The following is a 25,263-nucleotide window of genomic DNA, read 5'->3' as shown; positions in this document are numbered from 1 at the left end:
GAGCCTGACGACGAATGAAATCGTGGCGGAGATTAGCGAGGATTCGCAGTCATGGAAACCAAATCCATCGCGCGAGAGACCACATTCCTGGCAAGGCATGCTCGAATTGGCGCTGGCGCTAGTGCTAGTGCTAGTGCTTCTTCACTTCGCCGCCGGTGAAGAATTCGTAACGGACGATCTGATGCAGGAATTCCTCATCGATCGGTTTGATGAAATGCACCTGAATCCGGTTGTCGCGCCGGTAGACCTCAGCACAGCCGATTCGCTTCTTGGTTCCGACGATGGTCAGATAATAGTGCTGGGGAAGGCCGATCGTCGTATTGACGACGAAGCTGGCGCCCCCGCGAGAAATCTCTGTCATCTTGCAGGTTCGGGTCGAGACGCCGCCGAGCCCAGGCTTGACTGCCATCAACGTACCGGCCTGTCCGATCACAAAACGTTCGAAACGCTGTTCGTACAGCTTGGAACTGACCACCGAATACATCGTCGAGTTCTGCATCGTCACTCCCTCGATAGCGATCGGCCTGGATGATTGATCCACATCTGCCGCATCGTTTGCGTTCACCGCTCTTATCCTCCTCATGAGGGCAGTGTGCGATGAATGCAGGATCGGTCAGGGATATTGCAATCCTTTGAAAACATTCCCTAAAGTTTTAATGAGGGTAGAAATTGATGCATTCTGCCGGTCACTGCGTCACGAATCAGGACATCGGATCGGCAAGATAGCTGCAGGTTAGCAGGCCACAGCTTGCCGAAAACGCGGTGACAAAGGTTCCCCAGGCCATATCGACCAGACTGACAATCGGCGGCCAGCCCTTCAATGTCGCCAGATTGGTAATGTCGTAGGTGCCGTAAGCAGCAAGGCCGAGAACAGCACCATATCCGAGCGCGGTGAGGAGAGAGCTGGCCCGCACTCCTGGCAGGACGGCCAGGAGAACGATGGCCATCGCGAAAAACACATAGAAAATCGAGGCGATGGCGAAATTTGGCGATGGCAGCATGAGTTCGCCGAGCTGATCTCGATAGAATGCCCTTGCGACCAGCCCCAGCCAGATGGCGTCGGCAATCATCAGGGACACCAGCGTTCCCGCGTAGGCGATCAAAACAGTTTTCATGACGCTCGATCCTCTTTCGCCCTTACTACGGCTGGTAGCCCTGTCTGGATTGCCGGTGAGCGATAATAGGAGAAGCCTTGCGGTCAGCGGCCCGCTTTCAGATCAGGCCACTGGTAAAGTTCAGCCGAATCAGGCGGCTCAGGAATTCCGGCGCCAGCTGCATGTTGAAGCGCACGCCGAGTTCGCTCCGGTGCCGATGAACCTGCGAGCAACCGATCTCCTCCTGGAAGCCGTCGATCTGCAGGAAGAAATGTTTTGGCAAAAGTATATTGGCGTTGAAATCCACCATGGCGCCGCCGATCGAGATATGGCGCAGCAGGCATTGATATTTCGTCTTCGTCTTCAGGTGCTGCCCGACCACAAGGATGCGGCACGGACGCTCTATATAATAGTGCTTGTAGCTGGTGGTCAGTTGACCCGGTTTTGCCTCGGCGAGATGCATCACCATCGACATGGGAAACTCCGGAAATCTGCGGCTACGCGCCGTTTTGCTGGATGCTGGAACTTTGGGTCAGGTTCGCGCTGCGTTTCGCCACGCCGCATGCTGCTATGGCCGCAGTTTCCGTCGCCATCCTTGCTCTGAGCTTGCGGTCACGCAACTCCGTCTTCGTGCGTGCTTAAAAAAAGCCTGAAACCGGACATTGAAACCCACCAGCCCATACGTAATACTTTCATGCAAGGCGCGCCGGCAACGAAAATACCCGGTGAAGCAGGGATCATGTTTGCGCAGTTTCAAAGGGTGCATTACACCCCGGCAGACTGCACGAGCGCGGAGGGGAAAATCATGTTCAAGCGTTATTTCCACGGCTGGCTGCCCATCTTCGTTCTGGCGCTGTCGGTTGTCGTGTTTCAGGCCGGTTCTGCCGAAGCGGCAAAACGCGTCGCGCTTCTGATCGGAAACGAGAAATACGAGGCGACATCGCAGCTGAACAACCCGGCCAACGATGTCGAGTTGATGAAGGCTTCGTTCGAAGAGGCGGGTTTCGATATGGTGACGGCGGTGCACGATCTCGACCGCGCCTCGATGGTCCGTGCACTGCGCGACTTCGAGGACACTGCCGCCGGCGCTGATGTCGCCATCATCTATTATTCCGGCCACGGCATGGAGATGAACGGCGAGAACTTTCTGCTTCCGGTCGATGTCAGCCTGAAGACCGACAAGGATGTCGAAGACGAGGCAATCCCGCTCGACCGCGTGCAGCGCTCGCTGGAAGGCGCGACACGTCTGAAACTGGTTATTCTCGACGCCTGCCGCAACAATCCCTTCGAACAATCGATGAGCCGCTCGATCTCCACCCGCGCCGTCAGCCGTGGTCTGGCACGTGTTGAGCCTGAATCGGCCGACCTCCTGGTGGCCTTCGCCTCGAAGGCCGGTACGGTGGCGATGGACGGAGAGGGAAAGAACAGCCCGTTTGCGACAGCGTTGGCGAAATATCTGACCGAACCCGGCGTTGATGTGCGCATCGCGCTCGGCAAGGTTCGTGATGACGTGGTGACGGCGACCAACCGCGAACAGGAGCCGTTCGTCTATGGATCGCTCGGCGGCGCGCAGATCTTCCTCAATATCAAGGAAGTGAACATCAACATCACCAATAACGGCAACACGCAGGAAGTCTCGCCGAACGGCCAGTCTGCTGCGGCGGCGGACTGGCAGAATATCCGCGATCTTGCCGATAAAGACCTGATCGAGGTGTTTTTGGCCAAGCATGGCACTGATCCGGTCTACAAGATGCTGGCGGAAAAGAAGCTGAAGCTGCTGGATGAGGCAGCGCAGACCGCGGTGACGCCGGATGAAATCGCCTGGGAGGCGCTCAAGCAGTCGACCGATGGAGCAGCGCTCACCCGTTTCGTTGAACGGTATCCGGACAGCAAGCACAGAGTGGAAGCGGAGACCCAAATCGCGGCGCTCGAGCCGAAGAAGGGCTTGAATATTTCCCGGACAGGCAAGGATACGCAGGCTTCGCGTGATTGCTATCTGCTCGCCGGCGAACCGCAATCGATGCCTGGCTTCCTCGGCGTCAATTTCCTCAAGATCGATTCGGCGCGCGCGCTCACCGCCTGCGCCCAGGCGGTCAACGAAAACCCCGACGATATGATGCTCGTCAACATGCTCGGCCGTGCCCAGGACGCCGGGCGCAATTACGTCGATGCCCGCAGCAACTATCAAAAGGCAGCCGACGGCGGCAATATGTATGGACTGACGAACCTCGCCTGGTTCTCGATCTACGGCACCGATGGTCCCGTCGATGTCGACAAGGGCAAGGAAATGTTCGAGCACGCCGCCAATAACGGCAATTCCTACGCCCAGGCATCGCTCGGCTGGCTCTATCGCGATGGCTATGGCAGCGTTCCGCAGGATTACGCGGAATCGCTGAAATGGTACCAACTCTCGGCCAATCAGGGCTACGCCAATGCCATGGCGACCCTTGGCTGGTTCTATCGCGAGGGCAACGGGGTTGAAAAAGATCTCGACCAGTCGCTCTCCTGGTACCAGAAGGCGGCCGAAGGCGGCGATGCCAATGCGATGTCGTCGCTCGGTTGGGCCTATCAGAATGGTCTCGGCACGCCACAGGATTATACCCAGGCAAAGGTCTGGTACGAAAAGGCAGCCAATGTCGGCGACGCCTATTCGATGGCACTGCTCGGCTGGTTCTATGATGACGGCAAGGCCGTGCCGCAGGACTATGCGCAGGCTCGCAACTGGTATGAAATGGCGTCCAACGCCGGAAGCGCTTATGCCATGGGCAATCTGAGCCGCCTCTATGACTGGGGGTTGGGTACGAAGGCGGATCCAAAAGAGGCAGTGCGCTGGGCTGCGGCCAGCGTCGAGGGCGGCGATCCGGCCAAACTTGAAGAACTGAAGACATCCCCGGATAATTTCACGCCCGCCTTCCGCAAGGAAATCCAGGCGTTGCTCAAGGATCGCGGCTATTACAGCGGCCCACTGGATGGTGATTTCGGTGCCGCCACACAGAACGCGATCGACCGGCTGGCGAAAAAGAGCTGAGGTGCCGGCAGCGGAAATGACAGGAAACATAAAGGGCCGGACCTGTGAGACAGGTCCGGCCCTTTATGTAAGGAGTAAGCAGATCGGCTTAGCGGTTGCTTTCCAGCGCCCTGAGTGCGGCCTGTCCGGCGGCGATGGCCTCGATCTGGTTGGAGAACTGGCCGTGGGCTGGATAGACGACCGTGCCGCGCTTGAGCACGAAAGCCCACCGCCCGTTGCGCAGCTTTTCGATCGTCACCTTGGTTTCCGGTTTGCTGTCATTGCTCATGATGGATTCCGAACCTGTTGTTGCATGCCGCCCGCATGATGACGGCGGAATGGCTTTAATGATCTTTATAGAGACATGAATTAGCGCAACAGTCCCGCATCGGGCAATCGGCAATGATGTAAGCCTTCTCCCTCGGCAGTCGCATCATCCCGGCGGACGCCACTGTCCCCACCGTAGCTGTTGCTGTAGCTTGCGGGAACGGAAGTGCTGGACATTTCATATGGCCGGTGCGTTGCTCATCAAGCGAGTTTGCGGTCCATCATGTCCTGAAACGGGCATGGAAAAACAACTTTGTCGCGGGAAACCGCAAAAACTCCTTGCAATGAAAGGCTCCTGACTCTAGTCAGGCGCTAACGGAGAGGTGGCCGAGTGGTCGAAGGCGCTCCCCTGCTAAGGGAGTATACCCGGAAGGGTATCGTGGGTTCGAATCCCATCTTCTCCGCCATCAGATCTTAAGCTCGATTTTTGGCACGCACATCGGCCCGCATCAATTGCTGCGCCGGAAATCAGTTCCAAATCGCACCTTGCCGTTTTTCCGGTTCCAAAGAGCCTGGCTCCATTTCATCCTCTCGCGGGTTTAGGTGCGGCTTGCTGATCGCGACGCCGGAATGGCTCCCTCCAGTCTTCGCTGACGGGGCGAGTACGACAGGTGCTCAACTCTCCCTTTTGGTCAGCGGCAATCGATTCTGGTTACGCAGCTCTTTGATGTCTCTTGTCTGCTCCACGGCGAGGTCGATATCCGATCGGTGGTCAGGACGGCCTACGCAATAAATTGGCATGCGCAGTTTGATTGTTCGTCAGGAACATACGAATCGTGCCGGCGGGCTCCCCGCATTAATGATTCTCCGAATCGTGCCGCTGATCTCATCGAATGACACCATGATTCCGGTTCTCGACTGTCCGCGATTGGTGTAGCGGCCGTCGAAGCGCCTCGTGGACCGTGCCGCGAATCCGGCTGCGCACAGCCGTTTCGCCCCATTTTCGCCCCGTTATGATACGGATCGCACCGCGAAGGGTGCAGCTAAGTCCCGATGAATAAAGGGTTTTCTTAACGTCTTGTTAATAACTTCCGGCCGCTTGGGGCGTTTTTGTGTCGTTTCAGCAACAGCGCAGGGGGAAGGGCGGGCCAAACATGACGAACTCGCAAGTTGGTGATTGCGCCAGCGGTCCCGTCTTGTATTTTCAACTCCGGAAGCAAGGGCGGTTGATCGTCCGACTTCTTAAATGTTGGGGATGGGGCAGGGAATACTGTCCTTCAGTATAATACCCAGACCTGTTTGAAACTTTTGACTGGAGGTCAGAAATGAACATCAAGAGCCTTCTTCTCGGCTCCGCTGCAGCTCTCGCAGCAGTATCCGGCGCCCAGGCAGCTGACGCAATCGTTGCTGCTGAGCCGGAACCAATGGAATACGTTCGCGTTTGCGACGCTTTCGGCACTGGCTACTTCTACATCCCGGGCACGGAAACCTGCCTGAAGATCGGCGGTTACGTCCGTTTCCAGACCAACTTCGGTCGTGACCGTTCGGGCACGTCTGACTGGGATACGTTCACACGTGGCCAGCTGCAGTTCGACGCCAAGAACGACACTGAACTTGGCACGCTCGAAAGCACCATCGTTCTGCAGACCAATGCTGACAGCTCTGTAAACGGCGGCTCGACCTTCCTTGACACAGCTTCGATCGCGATCGCTGGCTTCAAGTTCGGCTACTACTACAGCTGGTGGGACGACGGCATCGCCGGCGAAACCGACGCTCTTGCAACCAACACCCTGTTCAACTCGATCTCGTACACCTACGATGGCGGCGCATTCAAGGCCGGTCTCTCGGTTGACGAAATCGAAGGCATTGGCCGCGTAAAGGGCCTGCCGATGGGTCTGCCGAACGACTTCGGTCGTGAAGACAACGGCCTCGGCGTTGCTGCCATGCTGTCCGGCTCGGTTGGTGGCGTAACAGCTACCCTGCTCGGCGCTTACGACACTGAACGCGAAGAAGGCGCTATCCGCGCTATCATCTCCGCTGAACTCGGTGCTGGCACATTCAACCTGGCAGGCGTCTGGGCTTCTGACCCGAACGTATACTACAACGAATCCGAATGGACCGTTGCTGCCTCGTATGAATTCAAGGCAACTGACAAGCTGACCATCACTCCGGCTGCTCAGTACTTCGGCGACTACGCTTTCATCAACGGTGTTGACGCTTGGCGTGTAGGCCTGACGGCTGGCTACCAGATCACCGACGGTCTGAAGACCCTCGCAACGGTTCAGTACCAGGACGTAGACGACTCCCGTCGTTACGGCATTGGCGGCGACGAAGTCTCCGGCTTCCTCCGTCTGCAGCGCGACTTCTAATCTCTGATTTCATATCAGTGATGGAAAGCCCGGTCGAAAGACCGGGCTTTTTCCGTTTTACGGTTTACCTGGCCTTGGCCTTTTAACCGCCATTCGCGTAATCGGCGCCTTTACAAAATCCTGCCGATGAACGCCGTGATTTCGTCAAGCAAATCTGGGCGATGCAGAAGCGGCGCGTGTCCTTGTCCCACGGCATTGACCAGCGTCATATGTGGATGCCGTTTTGCCATCTCCGCGAAGGTTGCGCGTGACAGAATGCTGGAATTCTCACCCCGGATGGCCATCAGGGGCATTGTCTGAAAACCTTGATAAAGCGCCCAGAGATCAGGAACCGGCATATCTGCATCCAAGTTTTTCAGTGGCTCGATCAGGGCCGGGTCGAAATCGGCGACGATCATACCGTCCTTGTCACGGAAGATGGCATCCGCCATATCCCTCCAGTCTGGCTCTTCCAGGGACGGGAAGGCCGGGCCATGCACTCTTTTCAAGCTTTCGACTGCCTCGTCCCAGGAGTGCAACGTCGGTTGCGCCTCCAGATACCGTCGAATCTGTAGCAGACCGGCAATTTCGATGACTGGCCCGATGTCGTTGAGGACGATGGCTGCCAGCAGGGCCGGGCGCATCGCAGCAAGAAGATGAAGGATCAGACCGCCGCGGGACGTGCCAATGAAAATGGCGCGCGTTACATCGAAAGCGGCGCACGCACACAGAACGTCTTCGGCCTCCACCGGCAGCTGATAGCGGCTTTTATCTGTGTCCCAATCTGAAAATCCGCGGCCTCGATAGTCGAGCGCAATGACGCGGTGCGGGTTTTCGGGGTGAGTTGAGAGCCGCATTGCCAGAAGATGAAAATCGCGGCTGTTGCGGCTGAGCCCAGGCAGGCAGACGATCGGAAGCGTTCCTGCCGTTCGTGGATCGCCATTGCCATAGTCGCGGGCATAGAGCTGTAATCCGTCGCTGGTTGAAAACCGGAGTTCTTGAAAACTCGTCTTGGTGGCGCTTGTCACGATCTCTCCCGTTGCTGATTGTCGGGAGAAGCATAGCTCATCAGGGCAGTCCCGGAAGAGGGGCGGCGGGTTTATATCCGCCGGCAATCCGGGTGCTGTTTCTGGCAGGTGAACAAAAGGACTGTTGTCAGCGGCCCACGCGCAGATCCTGTACTATATCTGCTGTCTGCCCGAGCCGGGACTTGTAGACCTGATAGTTTTCCATCACCCGTTGCACATAATTTCGGGTTTCGGCAAATGGAATTCGCTCGATCCAGTCGACGACGTCGTCGATCGATTTGCCGCGCGGGTCGCCGTACCGGTTTATCCAGTCCGGTACGCGCCGGGGGCCGGCATTATAGGCGATGAAGGTGAGGATATAGGAGCCACCGAAATCATCGATCTGTTCGCCAAGATAATGCGCGCCGAGCGTGGCATTATAGGCGGTATCCGTCGTCAGCCGCTCCTGGGAATAGGCAAGGCCGTGCCGCCCGGCGACGCCCTTGGCGGTGCCGGGCAGGATCTGAAGCAATCCGCGTGCATTGGCCGGCGAGATGGCTGCCGGGTTGAAGGCGCTTTCCTGGCGGGCAATCGCATAGGCCAAAGCCTTGCCCGCGCCACTGATATTGGCATTTGCCGGAATGACGCCGATCGGGAAGGCGAGGGCTGCGACGTCGATGCCCCGGCCGAAGGCGAGTTTGCCGATCTGCAGCGACAACTGGTGCCCTCCGGCTTTTTCCGCGCGGGCTGAAAGGATGGCAAGTTCTCCCGGGCTGGTCAGCTCCTCGGCCAGCGCGCGGTAGAGATTGTCGGCCCGCCACGCATGCCCTGCCTGTTCCAGCCGCGCGATAGCCTGAACTGCCTCGCGCCCCTCGAACCGCCCGCGATCCTCGGCCGTCGGTGATGGGTAGGTAACATTCAGCCCCGTGCGGCCAAGCCGGGCTGCGGCAAGCTGCCCGTAAAATGTCCCAGAAAGCGTTGCGGCCTTGGCAAAATACTCTTTTGCATCGCCGGGGCCGCCTGCTTCAGCTGCGCGGCCCATCCAGTACCAGGCCCGCGAAACCGAAATAGGTCTATTAGATGCTTTCAGGATGCGTTGAAAGTGCTGCGTTGCGGTTGTTGCGTCCTTCAGTCCGCGCAGCGCATACCAGCCGGCATGGAATTCCGCATCGACGATATCGGCCGGGTTGGCGGCGGAATTGTTTGCGGCGATTGCATAGGCAGCCTTGAACTTACCCTGGTCGAGCAGGCCCCGGCTGATGATCCGTTGTTCAACCCACCATTCGCCCGGATTGACCAGCGCGTCCTTGTCTTTCGGCAGGCCGGCTAGAAGCTTGGCTGCCTCTTCATATTTCTCCTGCTTGCGCAGGTATTCGACCCGGATAAACAGGTAGGCCGGTTCGTTGGCCCAGGACCGGTCGACGGCTGCAATCAGTGCCGCCGCGTTATCGGCCTTCTTGGCCGTCGCGACCCAGGCGCGATACAGCGATTGCGCCTTGCCGAGGTCGCTGAAGCGGGATGCCTGGTCGAGGCGGCCGCGATAGAGCAACATTTCCATGCGCTGTTTGTGGTCAGCGGTTGTCAGGAGGCCCGGAAATTCTGCGAGAATCCGGGTCTCGTTGTCCTTGTCGAGGGCATCTTTCAGCCATAGGCCTCGTAGCAACTTCGCTGCCGCATTCATGTTGCCGGTCTGTTGCAGGGCCCGGGCAAGAATGATGGTCCCATCCGCCGTCTCCGGCCGTGTCGTGCCAAAGGCGGAGAGCACATCAGCGGCTGCCGGGTTTTCCCGATAGAGCGCACGCTCGGAATTGGCACGCAGTGCGCCAAGCCCCGGCCAGCCCTTCAATTCCTGCTGCGCAGCGGCGATTTCATAGGAAGGCACGCCTTTCTGACCCGAGGTGGCGATCGCCCAGGTGAGAATGTGGCGGTCGAGCGTGCCTTGGGTCATGGCGTTTCGCGCCACGATAGCCTTCGCCGCATCTCTGTTGGAGAGTGCGTCCAGCCCGGCTTTCAGGTTCGAGTTGACCGGTATCGAGGCGGTGGCGGAAATGATGGAGCCTGTGACTTCAGAGGAGGGCACCCGTCCGGCCTTTACCAGCGTCTCCGGCTTTGACCGGGGCAGTGGGACCGGAAGGCCTTGCGCCGAAACGGTCACCGCTGAAAAAAGCACTGCCGACGCGCCGAGCATCGCAATCATGCGGCGTAAAATCTGCCCACGCATCCAGAACCCCACGCTTGCCCCTGACATTCTCTCATTTGGCGACGCAATTGTTAACGAAAGGTTACCCGCTTCCATTCAATCCCATAAATATCGGTCGGCCTGTTCTCGCGGTTGGGCGAGCCCCGAAATGCGTAAAACCGCCGTTGATGCCAGCGTAATTGACGGGAGCCGGCAACGAATGGCGCGATAGAGTGCTTGCCGCAGGCACTGCACATGATTAAGGTGCGCCAGTTTTCTAACCATGAAATGCGGCTAAAGCGTGGGTTGGTTTCAAGCTCCCCGGCCGTCAGGAGTCGTGCATGTTCAAGGGATCCATTCCCGCACTCGTCACCCCGTTCACCGCCTCCGGCGCTGTGGACACGGATAGCTTTGCCGCGCATGTCGAATGGCAGATCAGCGAAGGCAGTCACGGTCTGGTGCCGGTCGGCACCACCGGTGAATCGCCCACCCTGTCGCATGCCGAGCATAAACGCGTGGTGGAATTGTGCATCGAAACCGCGGCCAAGCGCGTCCCGGTGATCGCAGGTGCCGGCTCCAACAACACGACAGAGGCTATCGAGTTGGCTCAGCACGCCGAAAAGGCGGGGGCAGATGCCGTTCTGGTCGTGACGCCTTATTACAACAAGCCGACCCAGAAGGGGCTTTTCGCCCATTTTGCAGCTGTTGCCGAAAGCGTGAAACTGCCGGTTGTCATTTACAACATTCCCGGCCGCTCCGTCGTGGATATGAGCGTCGAAACGATGGCTGCCTTGCACAAGGCCTATCCGTCGATCATCGGCGTCAAGGATGCGACCGGCAAGATCGAGCGCGTCTCCGAGCAGCGCCTGTCCTGCGGCGCAGGCTTCGTCCAGCTTTCCGGCGAGGACGCAACGGCCCTTGGTTTCAACGCGCATGGCGGCGTCGGCTGCATCTCGGTCACGGCCAATGTGGCGCCGCGCCTCTGTGCCGAATTCCAGGAGGCCACTCTAGCCGGTGATTACGCCAAGGCGCTCGATTATCAGGATAAGCTGATGCCGCTGCATAAGGCGATCTTCATGGAGCCGGGCCTGTGCGGTGCCAAATATGCGCTCAACTGCCTGCGCCAGATGAGCCGCACCGTGCGTTCGCCGCTTCTGTCGACGCTGGAGCCGGCAACCGAGGCTGCCATCGACGCAGCGCTGCGCCATGCGGGGCTGATGAACTGATGGCACCGAAGGGCAGCCAGCGTGTGGTCAAGAAAGTTGTCGCGGAAAACCGGAAGGCCCGCTTCAACTACGAGATCATCGATACCTACGAGGCCGGTCTGGTTCTGACCGGCACCGAGGTGAAGTCGCTGCGCGAAGGCAAGGCCAACATCGCCGAGTCCTACGCCACGGACGAGGGCGGCGAGATGTGGTTGATCAATTCGTACTTGCCGGAATATCTGCAGGCCAACCGCTTCAACCACGAGCCGCGCCGCCGGCGCAAGCTCCTGCTGTCGAAGCGTGAGGCGCACCGGCTGCAAAGCGCGATCAACCGCGACGGCATGACGCTCATCCCGCTCAAGATCTATTTCAATGATCAGGGCAGGGCTAAGCTGGAACTGGCGCTGGGCAAGGGCAAGAAGCTGCACGACAAGCGCGAAAGCGAAAAGGAACGCGACTGGAACCGGCAGAAGAGCCGGTTGCTGAAGGACCATTAGATCACAAAGCGGCGTTGGGATTGAAAAAAGGACCGGCTGCGATCAGCCGGTTCTTTTTTAGTCGTGGATTTCGTCATGGACCGGTTCGGCCGCCACCCGGACGGGGCGTTCCGAGGGGTCGCGCCCGACTTCGGCTTTCAGGCTGACAAGTTCGATGAAGTGATCTGCCTGGCGGCGTAGGTCGTCGGCGATCATTGGTGGCTGGGTCGACATGGTAGAGACGACGGAGACCTTGCGCCCCTTGCGCTGCAGTGCTTCCACCAGCGTGGTGAAATCGCCATCGCCGGAAAAGATCACCAGATGATCAACTGTTTCGGACTGTTCCATCGCATCGATGGCCAGTTCGATGTCCATGTTGCCCTTGATCTTCCGGCGGCCGAGAGAATCGGTAAACTCCTTGGCCGGCTTTGTCACAACCTTGTAACCGTTATAGTCTAGCCAATCGATCAGTGGCCGGATCGATGAGTATTCCTGATCCTCGATCAGCGCCGTGTAATAATACGCCCGAAGCAGATAGCCGCGCTTCTGGAAGGCTTTGAGAAGCTTGCGATAATCAATGTCGAAACCAAGGCTTTTCGACGCGGCGTAAAGATTGGCCCCATCGATGAAGAGCGCGATTTTTTCGCGTGGGTCGAACATCGTAATTCCTTTTTTGTTGTCTCAATGTTTTTGATTTCAACCTGAGCGAGCGATAATGTTCCCGGCCGCAGAACAACTCGAATACATTAAGATTTCATCATATTCTAGCTTTCTAAGCCAGCATTCGCTTTAGTCTAAGAAAATTCCGCTTGGAATAGCTATATCTCGCAGTTTTTTGCTAAAAATATGAGATATCCAGAAATGTTTAGATTTTTTTTCTGATGGGCGGGGCCGGGCGTCATCGGCGCAAATGTCAATTTCTCCATGGCACATCAGGGTTTAGCGATATTCAATCATCATTTAAGCAGATGTCAAAGCCAATCGATTGGGAGTGGTTACCAGATAGCATTTTTGTTCCGGCAGCTGTGGCTGGGCGGATTTTTGGATATCTTTTTTCGCATTGCAGGAAAAACTTGAATTTATGCGGTTTTGATTGTATCGGGCAGGGTAATTCCTGAAATCGGAGCCGCGCATACCGTCAAGCCGACGGCTGGACGGGTTCCGGTGTTGTTAATCGGCGCAGCAACGGGGCCTCTCACGGCATCCATGTTTTTAGCTGCGCTCCTGAGATCCAAAGGACAGGCATGGCCCGCGTCACCGTTGAAGATTGCATCGACAAAGTCGATAACCGTTTTGAGCTCGTGCTTCTGGCAAGCCACCGCGCCCGCCTGATCTCGCAGGGTGCAGCGATCACCATCGATCGCGATAACGACAAAAACCCGGTCGTGGCCCTGCGCGAAATCGCTGACGAAACGCTGTCGCCCGGCGACCTCAAGGAAGACCTGATCCATTCGCTGCAGAAGCATGTCGAAGTCGATGAGCCTGAGCCCGATCCGGCTTCGATGATCAGCGGCGATGCTGCTTCCGTGTTTGCCGACCAGTCGGCCGAAGACGATCAGCCTGAGGCCGTCACCTTCGACCGCATGTCGGAAGAGGAGCTTCTGGCTGGTATCGAAGGCCTCGTTCCGCCGGAAAAAAGTGACGATTATTGAGCCAATGGCGTGCCCGGCCTTGGGTTGGGCGCGACGCTCTGACGCAATGCCGCGTTTTCATTCGGAATTCGCGTGACACCGGTATTTGCAAAGCAGTGCGCCACTCCTATGATTGGCGCACTTTTTGTTTTCCGGATCCCTCCTGGAGTCCCTAGCGGATGATGCGCCAATACGAGCTCGTTGAGCGCGTTCAAAAATACAAGCCCGATGTAAACGAGGCACTCCTCAATAAGGCCTATGTTTACGCCATGCAGAAACATGGCCAGCAGAAGCGGGCAAGCGGCGACCCCTATGTTTCCCATCCTCTCGAAGTTGCCGCGATCCTCACCGAGATGCATCTCGATGAATCGACCATCGCGGTCGCGCTTCTGCATGACACGATCGAGGATACGACCGCGACGCGGGCCGAGATCGATGATCTCTTCGGCGAAGACATCGGCGCGCTGGTTGAAGGTCTGACCAAGATCAAGAAGCTCGATCTTGTCACCAAGAAGGCCAAGCAGGCCGAGAACCTGCGCAAGCTGCTTCTCGCGATTTCCGACGACGTGCGCGTCCTTCTCGTCAAGCTCGCCGACCGGCTGCATAACATGCGCACCCTCGATCATATGTCGGCGGAAAAGCGTGCCCGGATTTCCGAGGAGACGATGGATATCTATGCGCCGCTTGCCGGCCGCATGGGCATGCAGGACATGCGCGAGGAACTGGAAAACCTCTCCTTCCGCCATATCAATCCGGAAGCCTTCGAAACGGTAACCCGCCGCCTTGAGGAACTGTCGACCCGCAATGAGGGTCTGATCAAGAAGATCGAGGCCGAGCTGGACGAACTGCTTCAGGCGAGGGGCCTGACCGGCACGATGGTCAAGGGACGGCAGAAGAAACCCTATTCCGTCTTCAAAAAGATGCAGTCGAAGTCATTGTCCTTCGAACAGCTTTCGGACGTCTGGGGTTTTCGGATCATCGTTGCCGATATACCGGACTGCTACCGGGCGCTCGGGATCGTCCACACGCGCTGGCGCGTTGTTCCGGGCCGGTTCAAGGACTATATCTCGACGCCGAAGCAGAACGATTACCAGTCGATCCACACGACCATTGTCGGCCCGTCCCGTCAGCGTATCGAGCTGCAAATCCGCACACGGCTGATGCACGAGATCGCCGAATACGGTATCGCTGCCCATACGCTCTACAAGGATAGCATCGAGCCGGTGGGCGAGGTGAAGCTTTCGCCGAAATCGAACGCCTATTCCTGGCTGCGCCGGACGATCGAGTCGTTGGCCGAAGGCGATAATCCGGAAGAGTTTCTCGAACACACCAAGCTCGAACTATTCCAGGATCAGGTCTTCTGCTTCACGCCGAAGGGCCAGCTCATCGCTCTGCCGCGCGGCGCAACACCGATCGACTTTGCCTATGCGGTTCACACCAATATCGGCGATACCTGCGTCGGCGCCAAGATCAACGGCCGGATCATGCCTCTGGTCACGCGGCTGAACAATGGTGACGAGGTGGAGATCGTCCGCTCCGGCATCCAGGTGCCGCCGCCGGCCTGGGAAGAGATCGTCGTGACCGGCAAGGCGCGTGCCGCCATCCGGCGCGCCACCCGTGCGGCCGTCAGAAAGCAATATTCCGGTCTCGGCTACCGCATCCTCGAGCGCACGTTCGAGCGGGCCGGCAAACAGTTTACCCGCGAGGGTATGAAGCCGGTCCTGCACCGGCTCGGCCACAAGGAGATCGAGGACGCCATTGCCGCCGTCGGCCGTGGCGAACTGTCGTCGCTCGATGTGCTGAGGGCCGTCTATCCCGACCATCAGGATGAGCGCGTCACGCTCAAGCCGAATGATGAGGGCTGGTTTAATATGCGCAGCGCCGCCGGCATGGTCTTCAAATTGCCGGGGCGCCCGAAGGACATGTTCGACGTCCTCGACGGCGAGGGGCCGGAGGCTCTGCCGATCCGTGGTCTTTCGGGCAATGCCGAGGTGCATTTCAGCGCGTCCGGGGCTGTCCCTGGCGATCGGATCGTCGGTATCATGGAGAAGGATAAGGGTATCACCATCTATCCGATCCAGTCGCCGAGCCTGCAGAAGTTCGACGAGGAATCGGAGCGCTGGATCGATGTGCGCTGGGATCTCGACGAGGCCAACAACACCCGCTTCATGGCGCGCATTCAGATCAATGCGCTCAACGAACCGGGCACACTGGCCGAGATCGCCCAGGCGGTTGCCACCAGCGATATCAACATTCGCACCCTGTCGATGGGGCAGGTGGCGACCGATTTCAGCGAGTTTCAGCTGGATATCGAGGTTTGGGATCTTCGCCAGCTCAACCACCTGATCACCCAGATTCGCGATCTGCCAAGCGTTTCGACGGTCAAGCGCGTCTTCGAGTAATGCCGCCCTGGCGGCATTGCTTTGTCATCCGTGCACAGGGCTGAAATGATGCTCGGCTCACAGCCGCGTCCGCATGGTTCGAGGGCGGGCGCAAGGTCATGCCGATATTTCGCCATGATCGCCAGTAGTTACGCACGGCTTGGTGGCAATTGCCGTTTGATTGTGCATTCTCTGGGGCGAAAAGGTGCAGGTCATGCGTTCTGTGCATGGCTGCCGTCTTTTTGTGGCTCTGGTGAAAAAGGGGTGGTTCCACTATCTTCAGCGTCGGGAGGTAAACGAAAGAAGGTTTACCATGTTTAAGCAACTGAAGAAGATCACCAACGCCCTGCGCGTCCCGTCCGTCGAAGACCGTGAACTGAGCTATCTCAATGGTTCGCTCGACCGGATCGACCTGGAATACCGTCAGCGTCAGATTGACCGTGGCCTGTTCCGCAACTCGTTCTAAAAAGATGCCCTTGTCCGGCTGCCTGCATCGTCAGGCTGCCGGGACCTATGCATGTAGCGTATAGCGGATTTGCTCACTGTGCACGATACACGGCCCATCGGCCATCACCGGCGCCAGCCAGTCTCAGGCTGTTAGCATTTGCGGCGCCGGAAAAGCTGATTTTGCTGCCGCTGCCATTGAACAGCCATATCCGCATCGTCTATCAGAGCATTATGTTGTTCAGACGCAAGAAGCCGGCGACCTGGTCGGGAAAGCTCCGTGAGTTTCTGTGGCCGCGAAAAGGTTTTTCGCGTGGGCTGCGTTATCTGTCGATGCGTGTGCTCAGGCTCTCGTCGTCGCCCCATTCGATCGCGCTCGGCGTCGCTGCCGGTGCGGCCTCTTCGGCAACCCCGTTTGTCGGTTTTCACATTCTCATCGCCCTGGCGTTCGCCTATCTCCTGTCCGGCAACATGATTGCGGCCGGCATTTCGACTGCGCTGGCCAATCCCCTGACCATTCCGTTCATCCTGGCGGCGACCTACGAACTTGGCCTGATCATGCTCGGGACGGAGGGCAACGGTGCGATGGCCGGCCAGGATATCCTCCACATGCTGCGGCATCTCGAACTTTCCCATTTGTGGGGGCCGGTGCTCAAGCCGATGCTGGTCGGCTCGTTGCCGCTTGCTGCCGCAAGCGCTGCCGTCTTTTACGTTGCTGCTTTTTATGCCGCCAGACTGTTCCAGTCGCGCCGGCAGGTCCGCCGTCTCAGCAAAATGCGCGCACGGGCCGTCGCCTGGGCCGACGATGTTTGATTTCTGACAAATTTTTAACTTGGCAGAGGGCTTATCGTTTGCTCTTGTCACACTCTCACTAAGGTATTTTCATTTCGATGATTATCGGCATCGGCAGTGACCTGATCGACATCCGGCGTATCGCCAGTTCGCTGGAGCGTTTTGGCGAGCGGTTCACTCATCGCTGTTTCACCGATGTCGAGATCCGCAAATCGGAAGGCCGCAAGAACCGCGCCGAATCCTATGCCAAGCGGTTTGCCGCCAAGGAAGCCTGTTCCAAGGCGCTCGGTACCGGTTTGGCGCAGGGGGTTTTCTGGAAGGACATGGGCGTTGTCAACTTGCCGGGTGGCAAGCCAACGATGCAACTCACCGGTGGTGCTGCCGAGCGGCTTGCCGCAATGCTGCCGGCCGCCCATCGCGGCGTCATTCATCTGACCATCACGGACGATTTCCCGCTGGCGCAGGCCTTCGTCATAATTGAGGCTCTGCCCGTTGCTCAAGATTGAGGAAGCGTTTAGAGCATGTCCGGATGACGTGGACCGTATGATCTGCCTCAAGTTCATTTGAAAGGACGGCGCCGCGGACCATTTGCGTCAGGCAGCCTCCAATCGAATGACCCGGCAGCATACGGACCCCATACAATATACCCGCCCGCTTTGCAGCGCGCGCGGAATCAGATCAAGGAACAAGTGGCGTGGCAGAAAATATCGACAAGAAGCAGGGCGGCGGCCTTTGGGAGAACGTCAAGGTCATCATCCAGGCGCTTCTCTTGGCCGTGGTGATCCGCACCGTCTTTTTCCAGCCGTTTACCATCCCGTCCGGCTCGATGATGCCGACGCTCCTGGTCGGGGACTATATCTTCGTCAACAAGTTCGCCTATGGCTATTCGAAATACTCCCTGCCATTTTCGCCCGACCTGTTTGAAGGCCGCATCTTCGCCAGTGAGCCGGCGCGCGGCGATGTCGTGGTGTTCCGCTTCCCGCCAAATCCGGACATCGACTACATCAAGCGCCTGATCGGTCTGCCGGGCGACAAGGTCCAGGTTCGCGACAGCATTCTCTACGTCAATGACAAGGCCGTTCAGCGCGTTCCGGACGGCATGTTCCGGGCCGACGACCAGTACGACACCGGTGCCGACGTTCCGGTCTACCGCGAAACGCTCGACAACGGCGTCAGCTTCGACACGCTCGACCAGTTTCCGGATTCGCGCGGCGACAACACCCGCGAATTCATCGTTCCCGAAGGTCATTACTTCATGATGGGCGACAACCGCGACAACTCGGCAGACAGCCGTTTCGACGTCGGCTTCGTCCCGGCGCAGAACCTGATCGGCCGCGCCTCGATGATCTTCTTCTCGCTGGGCAACGACACTTCGTTCCGCGAAATCTGGAAGTGGCCGACCAACCTGCGCTACGACCGTCTTTTCAAGGGCGTAGAATGAGCAAGGGCCGTTCTCTGAACACCGAAGACCGGCAGCGGCTTGAGACTGCGATCGGCTACAGCTTTGTCCAGAAGGAACGGCTCGACCGGGCGCTGACTCATGCCAGCGCCCGCAATGCCAAGGGCTCCAACTATGAACGGTTGGAGTTTCTCGGCGACCGCGTGCTTGGGCTCTGCGTCGCCGAACTGCTGTTCGATACTTTCAAGGATGCCGATGAGGGCGAACTTTCGGTTCGCTTGAACCAGCTCGTAAGCGCAGACAGCTGTGCGCTTGTCGCCGATACGCTGTCGCTGCACCTGTTCATCCGCACCGGTGCCGACGTGAAGAAGCTCACCGGAAAATCGATGCTCAATGTGCGCGCCGATGTGGTAGAGTCGCTGATCGCGGCGATCTATCTCGACGGCGGGCTGGAGGCTGCGCGTGGTTTCATTCAGCGCCACTGGTCGTCACGGGCAAGCCGTGTCGATGGCGCGCGGCGCGATGCCAAGACCGAATTGCAGGAATGGGCACACGCCAAATTCGGCGTGACGCCAAACTACCGTATCGACGATCGCTCCGGCCCGGATCACGACCCGCGCTTCACGGTGACGGTCGAAATACCCGGTATCGGTCCTGAAACGGGCATCGACCGGTCCAAGCGCGCCGCCGAACAGGTGGCTGCCACGAAAATTCTGGAGCGCGAAGGCGTCTGGAAGAAAGCGACGACGGCCTGATCTGTCCGGAGGTACGGTTCCTCCCGAAAGATCAGGCAATCTTTTGACAGACACTTGCGATCCTGCGCGCCTCAGCGGCGCCCGGTCGCTCAATCGGAAATTACGGACATCATGAGCGAAACAGAACCAACCGCAGTAGAAACCGAAAAAGGCCCGACCCGCTCAGGTTTCGTCGCCCTGATCGGTGCCACCAATGCCGGCAAGTCGACGCTGGTCAACAAGCTGGTCGGCGCCAAGGTGTCGATCGTCAGCCACAAGGTACAGACGACGCGCGCCATCGTGCGCGGCATCGCCATCCACAAGAACGCCCAGATCGTCTTCATGGACACGCCCGGCATCTTCAAGCCGCGCCGCCGCCTCGACCGCGCCATGGTCACGACCGCCTGGGGCGGTGCCAAGGATGCCGATGCGATCATGATGCTGATCGACAGCGAACGCGGGCTGAAGGGCGATGCCGAAACCATCCTGAACGGTCTGAAGGAAGTCGAGCAGCCGAAGATGCTGGTCCTCAACAAGATCGACCAGGTATCGCGCGAAGATCTGTTGAAGCTGGCGACCGCCGCCAACGAATATGTCGATTTCGAGCGCACCTTCATGATCTCGGCACTGAACGGCTCGGGCTGTGACGACGTGCTCGACTATCTCGCCATGAAGCTTCCGGAAGGTCCCTGGTATTATCCGGAAGACCAGATTTCCGATCTGCCGATGCGCCAGCTCGCCGCCGAAATCACCCGCGAAAAGCTGTTCCTGCGGCTGCACCAGGAACTGCCCTATTCGTCGCATGTCGAGACGGAAAAGTGGGAAGAGCGCAAGGACGGCTCGGTGCGCATCGAGCAGGTCATCTATGTCGAGCGCGACAGCCAGAAAAAGATTGCGCTCGGCAAGAACGGCGATGCGATCAAGGCCATCTCGATGGCGTCCCGCAAGGAGCTGTCGGAAATCCTCGAACAGCCAGTGCACCTGTTCCTGTTCGTCAAGGTCCGCGAAAACTGGGGCGACGATCCCGAGCGCTTCCGCGAGATGGGGCTGGAATTCCCGAAGTAAGATCAAGGTAGGACGAGGGCGCTGGAAACGGCGCCTTTTCGTATCCGGACCGGATCATCGAACAGTCTGTCGCACAACCACAGTCTTGCCCGTCGCGCGGGCGCATGAGATCTGAAGGTGAGTTTGATGTCCCGGCGTTTCCGGGCGCGTGAGGATTTGGACGATGCCGCAGCTGGTCGATGGAAAGTGGGAAACCGGCGATGTCGCCGCCAGCGAGATGAAGAACGGCGCCTTTCATCGTGAGCCGACCAGTTTCCGCAACTGGATCACGCCGGATGGCGCGCCGGGGCCTGACGGCCAGCCGGCATTGCCCGCAGAGGCAGGCCGTTATCAGCTTTTCGTCGCCTTCATCTGCCCCTGGGCCTCGCGCACGCTGATGATGCGCAGTCTCAAAGGCTTGCAGAACATCATTTCCGTGTCGATCTCGGAACCGGAGCTGGGTGAAAACGGCTGGACCTATGCCGCACCGCAGGACGCCGGCCCGCGCACTGCAAAGATCCGCTACCAGCACGAACTCTATACTGCGTCAGATCCACACTATACCGGCAAGGTCTCCGTGCCGGTGCTCTGGGATCGCAAGGAAGGCCGCATCGTCAACAACGAGTCCGCCGATATTATCCGCATTCTCAACACCGCCTTCAATCACCTGACAGGCAACACTCGGGATTTCTATCCGGAGAGCTTGCGCCCCTCGATCGACCGCTGGAATGCGCCAATCTATGAACGGGTCAACAATGGCGTCTACCGGGCAGGCTTTGCCAAGATGCAGGGTGCTTATGAAGAGGCCGTGACCAGCCTGTTCGATATGCTGGATACGCTGGAAGCGCATCTTTCTGCCAATCGCTACGTCGCCGGTGCCTTTTTCACCGAAGTCGACATCCGGCTGTTCGTCACGTTGATCCGCTTCGATGCCGCCTATTTCGGTGCCTTCAAGTGCAATCTGCGCCGCCTGGAAGACTATCCGAACCTGTCGAACTACCTGCGCGAGATCTATCAATGGCCGGGCATCCGCGAGACGGCACGGATCGATCATATCAAGCGGGGCTATTACTCCATTGTGCATATCAACCCAACGAAGATCGTGCCGCTCGGTCCGCTGCTTGATCTTGACCGGCCGCATGATCGGGCACGGTTGCCGGGGCAGGGCGTGATGTCCATATGATCCACGGGATTTGCTAAGCAAATAAATTCTTGAGGGACCAGCGCCGGCATTGCACGGCTGTAAAACAGCACTATTTAAACGGGTGTTCTGATGGATTGAGCTCCCTGGCCGGGGTGCCCAGACGATCTGTCCGGCAGCCAGACGGCGGCGACCCCGTGATGTTACCGTTCCTGTTTGCCCCCGGACGACGCCGACGGCGCGCTAGCTGTGGTTCTTCTCGTTTGCGAATGTCCGGCAAAACCAAGACCGGCGGCACGTGACCCTTCACCAGAATGTTCTGCATCTGTGGTCGAGGTCCGGAATGAATACGACATTTCTGAAGATTTTCCGCCGGCTGGTTCAAAAAGGCAATCTGACACTCATTCTGTCTTCTGGAGAGCGCGCCATTCTTGGCGATGGGTCCGGCGTTGCCGTGACCGTGCGCACATTGGATGAGGAAGCCGAAAAAGCGATCCTGCACGATCCGGGCCTCCGTTTCGGTGAAATGTATGTCGAAGGCCGCATCGTCATCGATGAGGGCAATATTTTCGACCTGTTATCGATGGTGAAGGCCAATGGCCTGGAAAAGGCCGCAACGATCAGCAACACGGCGACGGCACTGATGCACGTGGCCGAACAGCAGATCAAAAGCCGCCTGCCGGTCAATCGCAACAAGCACAATGTCGCCCATCACTACGATCTCGACGGCAAGCTGTTTGACCTGTTTCTCGATCAGGACTGGCAATATTCCTGCGGCTATTTCGATCCTCCGGGTATCCACCTTGATGAGGCGCAGACGGCGAAGAAGCGCCATATCGCTGCCAAGCTTTTGCTGGAGCCCGGGCAGTCGGTGCTGGAAGTGGGCTCCGGCTGGGGCGGCATGGGCATGTATCTGGCCGAATCCTCCGGCGTCGATGTCACGGGCATCACACTCAGTGAAGAACAGCTGAAAGTGTCGCGCGGCCGGGCGCAGAAGCGCGGGCTTGAGGATCGCGTCCGGTTCGAGCTACAGGACTACCGCACGATGGCCGAGCGCCAATTTGACCGCATCGTTTCGGTCGGTATGTTCGAGCATGTAGGCATGCCCAATTATCCCAATTTTTTCATCAAGATGGCCGGATTGTTGGCGCCGAAGGGCGTAATGGTGCTGCACGCGATCGGCCAAGCGGAAAAACCATGGGCCACCAATCCCTGGATCGAAAAGTACATCTTTCCCGGCGGTTACATGCCGGCCCTGTCCGAGGTGGTTCCGTCCATTGAAAAGGCGGGCTTGATGATCCGCGACATCGAGATATTGCCGATGCACTATGCCCACACGCTCAGGGCCTGGCGCGAACGGTTTACCGCCCGCAAGGAAGAGGCTGTCCGGCTCTACGACGAGCGTTTCTTCCGCATGTGGGAATTCTATCTGGCCTCGTCGGAAACGGCCTTCCTCTATGACAAAATGGCGATCTTCCAGATCCAGTTGTCGCACGAACTGGAATCCGTACCCTATACGCGCAATTATATTGGCGAACGGGAAGAGGCGTTGCGTCAATTCGAAAAGACCCGGCCGCCCTTGGAGCCTGTGGAGTTTTAAGCCAGCAGTCAGTGCTTTGCAGGTATCCATCTGTGGACGCGCCGGGGCGAGGGCGCGCCTTCACTTGGCCTTGATGGCATGTGCATCTATTGTCCCGCCATCTCAACTGAATCCGGAATGCCATGTCCCTGCCATCAAAGTCCATCGCCGTCCTCATCGCCCAGGAAATCAAGGCCACGCCCGCCCAGGCGATCGCAGCCATCGAGCTTTTGGACGAAGGCGCGACCGTTCCCTTCATCGCTCGCTACCGCAAGGAAGTGACCGGCGGGCTGGATGATACGCAGCTGCGAAACCTCGCCGAACGGCTGGTCTATCTGCGCGAGCTAGAGGCGCGCAGGACATCCATTCTCGATTCGATCCGCAGCCAGGACAAGCTGACGGCGGAACTGGAAGCCAAGATCGCCGGGGTCACCACCAAGGCGGAACTGGAAGACATCTATCTGCCCTACAAGCCGAAGCGCCGCACCAAGGCCGAGATCGCCCGGGAGCGCGGCCTTGGGCCGCTAGCCGACGCGATCCTTGCCGATCGTAAGATTGCCCCGGCCGACCGCGCCAGCGCCTATATCACCGCTGAAGTGCCGGATGTGAAGACGGCGCTCGATGGTGCCCGCGATATTATCGCCGAAGGCATTACCGAAAATGCCGATCTGCTCGGCCGCCTGCGCGCCCATATGCGCCAGTATGCGATGCTGCGCTCCAAGGTCGTTGATGGCAAGCAGGAGGCCGGCGCCAAGTTTTCGGATTATTTCGACCATTCCGAACGTTGGGCAACGACTGCGGGTCACCGGGCTCTGGCCATGCTGCGCGGCTGGAACGAAGAGTTTCTGTCCGTCGATATCGTCGTCGATCTCGACGATACATCGCCGGTCAAGCCAGTCGAGCGCACCATCGCCGCCGCCTACGCGGTCGGCGGCACGCTGCCGGGCGACAAGTGGCTGCTGGAGATGATCGGCTGGACCTGGCGGGTCAAGCTTTCCATGTCGTTGTCGCTTGACCTGATGCGCGAACTGCGCGAGCGGGCCGAGGAGGAAGCGATCCACGTGTTCGCCCGCAATCTCAAGGACCTGCTGCTTGCTGCTCCCGCCGGATCGCGTGCCACGATGGGCCTCGATCCGGGCATCCGTACCGGCGTCAAGGTGGCCATCGTCGATGGCACCGGCAAACTGCTCGACACGACGACGGTCTACCCGTTCCCGCCGAAGAACGACATTCGCGGCACGCAGGCGGAACTTGCCAGCCTGATCCGCAAGCACAAGATCGAACTGATCGCCATCGGCAACGGCACCGGCAGCCGCGAGACCGAACGTCTGGTCGCCGACATGCTGACGCAGCTGCCGGCAGGCCCGAAGCCGACCAAGGTCATCGTTTCTGAGGCCGGAGCATCGGTTTATTCCGCATCGCAGGCCGCAGCCGATGAATTCCCTGGCCTCGACGTTTCGCTGCGCGGCGCTGTGTCGATAGCGCGCCGCCTGCAGGATCCGCTGGCCGAACTGGTGAAAATCGAACCGAAATCGATCGGCGTTGGCCAATATCAGCACGATGTCGATCAGGGCCGTCTCAACCGCTCGCTTGAAGCTGTCGTCGAAGACGCGGTGAACGCGGTTGGCGTCGATCTGAACACCGCATCCGCTCCGCTGCTTGCCCGCGTTTCCGGACTTGGAAAGTCATCGGCCGAAGCCATCGTCGCCCATCGCGATGCGAGCGGCGCCTTTACCAGCCGCAAGGAACTCCTGAAAGTGCCGCGTCTGGGGGCCCGCACGTTCGAACAATGCGCAGGCTTCCTGCGTATCCGTGATGGCAAGGAGCCGCTGGATGCCTCGTCCGTGCACCCGGAAGCTTATGGCGTGGCGAAGAAGATCGTCGCCGCCTGCGGCCGCGACCTGCGCGCCATCATGGGCGATAGTGCTGCGCTGAAGAGCCTCGATCCAAAGACCTTCGTCGATGAGCGCTTCGGCCTGCCGACGGTCAAGGATATCTTCTCTGAGCTGGAAAAGCCCGGCCGCGACCCGCGCCCGAGCTTCAAGACGGCGACCTTCGCCGATGGTGTCGATGACATCAAGGACCTGAAGCCGGGAATGCTTCTGGAAGGCACGGTGACCAACGTCGCGGCCTTCGGCGCCTTCGTCGATATCGGCGTGCATCAGGATGGCCTGGTTCACGTCTCCCAGCTTGCCGATCGTTTCGTCAAGGACCCGCATGAAGTGGTCAAGGCCGGTGATGTCGTGCAGGTGCGCGTCACCGAGGTCGATGTTCCCCGCAAGCGCATCGGGCTCACCATGCGCAAGGATGGTGCCGCAGAGTCAGGTGGACGCAATGACATGAAGAGCGATCCGAAGGCGGCCCAGCAGGCACGCCAGACCTTGTCCCGCGTCCAGCAGCAGAAGCCGCAGGCTCCGTCGCAGGGTGCCTTTGGCGCGGCGCTCGCCGAGGCGATGAAGCGGAAGTAGAGCTTGGCTCGGGGACGTCCGGTTGCCGGGTGATCTGGCGATCGGGTGGCGTTCTGATTGTTTTCGC

General features: G+C 58.8%; 22 protein-coding genes and 1 tRNA gene. 16 read left to right on the top strand and 7 right to left on the bottom strand.

The features are described from left to right. Positions 1 to 130 precede the first annotated feature (130 nt). From ASC96_RS13785 to ASC96_RS13775, 3 genes are all read right to left on the bottom strand, one after another. Positions 131 to 565 (bottom strand): PilZ domain-containing protein, encoded by a 435-nt coding sequence (locus ASC96_RS13785; RefSeq protein WP_244482033.1) that lies wholly within the window; start codon positions 563 to 565, stop codon positions 131 to 133. A gap of 136 nt (positions 566 to 701) precedes the next feature. Further along, entirely contained in the window at positions 702 to 1,115 is a 414-nt protein-coding gene (locus ASC96_RS13780; RefSeq protein WP_060503621.1) for a DUF2177 family protein, read from the bottom strand. Between the two features lie 97 nt (positions 1,116 to 1,212). Then, on the bottom strand, positions 1,213 to 1,569 hold the full coding sequence (locus ASC96_RS13775; protein ID WP_060503620.1) for a PilZ domain-containing protein: 357 nt from the start codon (positions 1,567 to 1,569) through the stop codon (positions 1,213 to 1,215). Between the two features lie 330 nt (positions 1,570 to 1,899). Between ASC96_RS13775 and ASC96_RS13770 the strand changes: the two genes are divergently transcribed. After that, entirely contained in the window at positions 1,900 to 4,122 is a 2,223-nt protein-coding gene (locus tag ASC96_RS13770) for a caspase family protein (protein ID WP_060503619.1), read from the top strand. 88 nt (positions 4,123 to 4,210) lie between these two features. Here ASC96_RS13770 and ASC96_RS13765 read toward each other — a convergent pair whose 3' ends face one another. Then, positions 4,211 to 4,390 (bottom strand): hypothetical protein, encoded by a 180-nt coding sequence (locus ASC96_RS13765; protein WP_060503618.1) that lies wholly within the window; start codon positions 4,388 to 4,390, stop codon positions 4,211 to 4,213. 355 nt (positions 4,391 to 4,745) lie between these two features. Here ASC96_RS13765 and ASC96_RS13760 point away from each other — a divergent pair. After that, a tRNA-Ser gene (locus ASC96_RS13760) sits at positions 4,746 to 4,835 on the top strand. An 858-nt stretch (positions 4,836 to 5,693) separates the two neighbouring features. Then, a complete protein-coding gene (locus tag ASC96_RS13755) occupies positions 5,694 to 6,737 on the top strand; it encodes a porin (RefSeq protein ID WP_060503617.1) in 1,044 nt (347 codons plus the stop codon). Positions 6,738 to 6,847: 110 nt separating this feature from the next. Here ASC96_RS13755 and ASC96_RS13750 read toward each other — a convergent pair whose 3' ends face one another. Both ASC96_RS13750 and ASC96_RS13745 read right to left on the bottom strand, forming a co-directional pair. Next, on the bottom strand, positions 6,848 to 7,744 hold the full coding sequence (locus ASC96_RS13750; RefSeq protein WP_060503616.1) for an alpha/beta hydrolase: 897 nt from the start codon (positions 7,742 to 7,744) through the stop codon (positions 6,848 to 6,850). Positions 7,745 to 7,871: 127 nt separating this feature from the next. Then, positions 7,872 to 9,944 carry a lytic transglycosylase domain-containing protein gene (locus tag ASC96_RS13745; RefSeq protein WP_060503615.1) on the bottom strand — a complete coding sequence of 691 codons (2,073 nt, stop codon included), beginning with the start codon at positions 9,942 to 9,944 and terminating at the stop codon, positions 7,872 to 7,874. 299 nt (positions 9,945 to 10,243) lie between these two features. On the opposite strand from ASC96_RS13745, the gene dapA reads away from it, so the two are divergent. Continuing rightward, the gene (gene dapA / locus ASC96_RS13740) at positions 10,244 to 11,128 is read left to right on the top strand and encodes a 4-hydroxy-tetrahydrodipicolinate synthase (protein WP_060503614.1); all 885 of its coding nucleotides are present in this window, start codon (positions 10,244 to 10,246) and stop codon (positions 11,126 to 11,128) included. Next, complete coding sequence (gene smpB / locus ASC96_RS13735) at positions 11,128 to 11,604, top strand: SsrA-binding protein SmpB (RefSeq protein WP_060503613.1); 477 nt, start codon at positions 11,128 to 11,130, stop codon at positions 11,602 to 11,604. The genes dapA and smpB overlap by 1 nt, the downstream gene beginning before the upstream one ends. 57 nt (positions 11,605 to 11,661) lie before the next feature. Here the strand turns inward: smpB and ASC96_RS13730 are convergent, their stop codons facing one another. Next, positions 11,662 to 12,243 (bottom strand): NYN domain-containing protein, encoded by a 582-nt coding sequence (locus tag ASC96_RS13730; RefSeq protein WP_060503612.1) that lies wholly within the window; start codon positions 12,241 to 12,243, stop codon positions 11,662 to 11,664. Positions 12,244 to 12,827: 584 nt separating this feature from the next. On the opposite strand from ASC96_RS13730, the gene rpoZ reads away from it, so the two are divergent. The 11 genes from rpoZ (at position 12,828) to ASC96_RS13675 (ending at position 25,196) form a co-directional block, all read left to right on the top strand. Further along, a complete protein-coding gene (gene rpoZ / locus ASC96_RS13725) occupies positions 12,828 to 13,235 on the top strand; it encodes a DNA-directed RNA polymerase subunit omega (RefSeq protein ID WP_060503611.1) in 408 nt (135 codons plus the stop codon). 158 nt (positions 13,236 to 13,393) lie between these two features. Further along, positions 13,394 to 15,616 carry a bifunctional (p)ppGpp synthetase/guanosine-3',5'-bis(diphosphate) 3'-pyrophosphohydrolase gene (locus tag ASC96_RS13720; protein WP_060503610.1) on the top strand — a complete coding sequence of 741 codons (2,223 nt, stop codon included), beginning with the start codon at positions 13,394 to 13,396 and terminating at the stop codon, positions 15,614 to 15,616. A gap of 292 nt (positions 15,617 to 15,908) precedes the next feature. Continuing rightward, on the top strand, positions 15,909 to 16,061 hold the full coding sequence (locus ASC96_RS31695) for a DUF3563 domain-containing protein (protein ID WP_081928008.1): 153 nt from the start codon (positions 15,909 to 15,911) through the stop codon (positions 16,059 to 16,061). Between the two features lie 161 nt (positions 16,062 to 16,222). Beyond that, positions 16,223 to 16,852 (top strand): DUF2062 domain-containing protein, encoded by a 630-nt coding sequence (locus ASC96_RS13710; protein WP_244482031.1) that lies wholly within the window; start codon positions 16,223 to 16,225, stop codon positions 16,850 to 16,852. A 77-nt stretch (positions 16,853 to 16,929) separates the two neighbouring features. Continuing rightward, the gene (gene acpS / locus ASC96_RS13705) at positions 16,930 to 17,337 is read left to right on the top strand and encodes a holo-ACP synthase (protein ID WP_060503608.1); all 408 of its coding nucleotides are present in this window, start codon (positions 16,930 to 16,932) and stop codon (positions 17,335 to 17,337) included. 188 nt (positions 17,338 to 17,525) lie between these two features. Then, positions 17,526 to 18,272 (top strand): signal peptidase I, encoded by a 747-nt coding sequence (gene lepB / locus ASC96_RS13700; protein WP_060503607.1) that lies wholly within the window; start codon positions 17,526 to 17,528, stop codon positions 18,270 to 18,272. Further along, on the top strand, positions 18,269 to 18,985 hold the full coding sequence (gene rnc, locus ASC96_RS13695) for a ribonuclease III (RefSeq protein WP_060503606.1): 717 nt from the start codon (positions 18,269 to 18,271) through the stop codon (positions 18,983 to 18,985). Before lepB ends, rnc begins: the two co-directional genes overlap by 4 nt. Before the next feature lie 111 nt (positions 18,986 to 19,096). After that, positions 19,097 to 20,029 (top strand): GTPase Era, encoded by a 933-nt coding sequence (era, locus tag ASC96_RS13690; RefSeq protein WP_060503605.1) that lies wholly within the window; start codon positions 19,097 to 19,099, stop codon positions 20,027 to 20,029. Between the two features lie 163 nt (positions 20,030 to 20,192). Beyond that, positions 20,193 to 21,191: a glutathione S-transferase family protein gene (locus tag ASC96_RS13685; RefSeq protein ID WP_060503604.1), complete on the top strand. Its 999-nt coding sequence runs from the start codon at positions 20,193 to 20,195 to the stop codon at positions 21,189 to 21,191. Positions 21,192 to 21,492: 301 nt separating this feature from the next. Then, positions 21,493 to 22,749 carry a cyclopropane-fatty-acyl-phospholipid synthase family protein gene (locus tag ASC96_RS13680; RefSeq protein ID WP_060503603.1) on the top strand — a complete coding sequence of 419 codons (1,257 nt, stop codon included), beginning with the start codon at positions 21,493 to 21,495 and terminating at the stop codon, positions 22,747 to 22,749. Between the two features lie 122 nt (positions 22,750 to 22,871). Further along, positions 22,872 to 25,196, top strand: a complete 2,325-nt coding sequence (locus ASC96_RS13675; RefSeq protein WP_060503602.1) for a Tex family protein — start codon at positions 22,872 to 22,874, stop codon at positions 25,194 to 25,196. The last annotated feature ends 67 nt before the right edge of the window (positions 25,197 to 25,263 follow it).

It is taken from the genome of Rhizobium sp. Root1204, from assembly GCF_001424965.1.
Classification (GTDB): Bacteria; Pseudomonadota; Alphaproteobacteria; order Rhizobiales; family Rhizobiaceae; genus Pararhizobium.
Note: the sequence above shows the minus strand (reverse complement) of the source record. Positions and strands in the feature narration are given on the sequence as shown.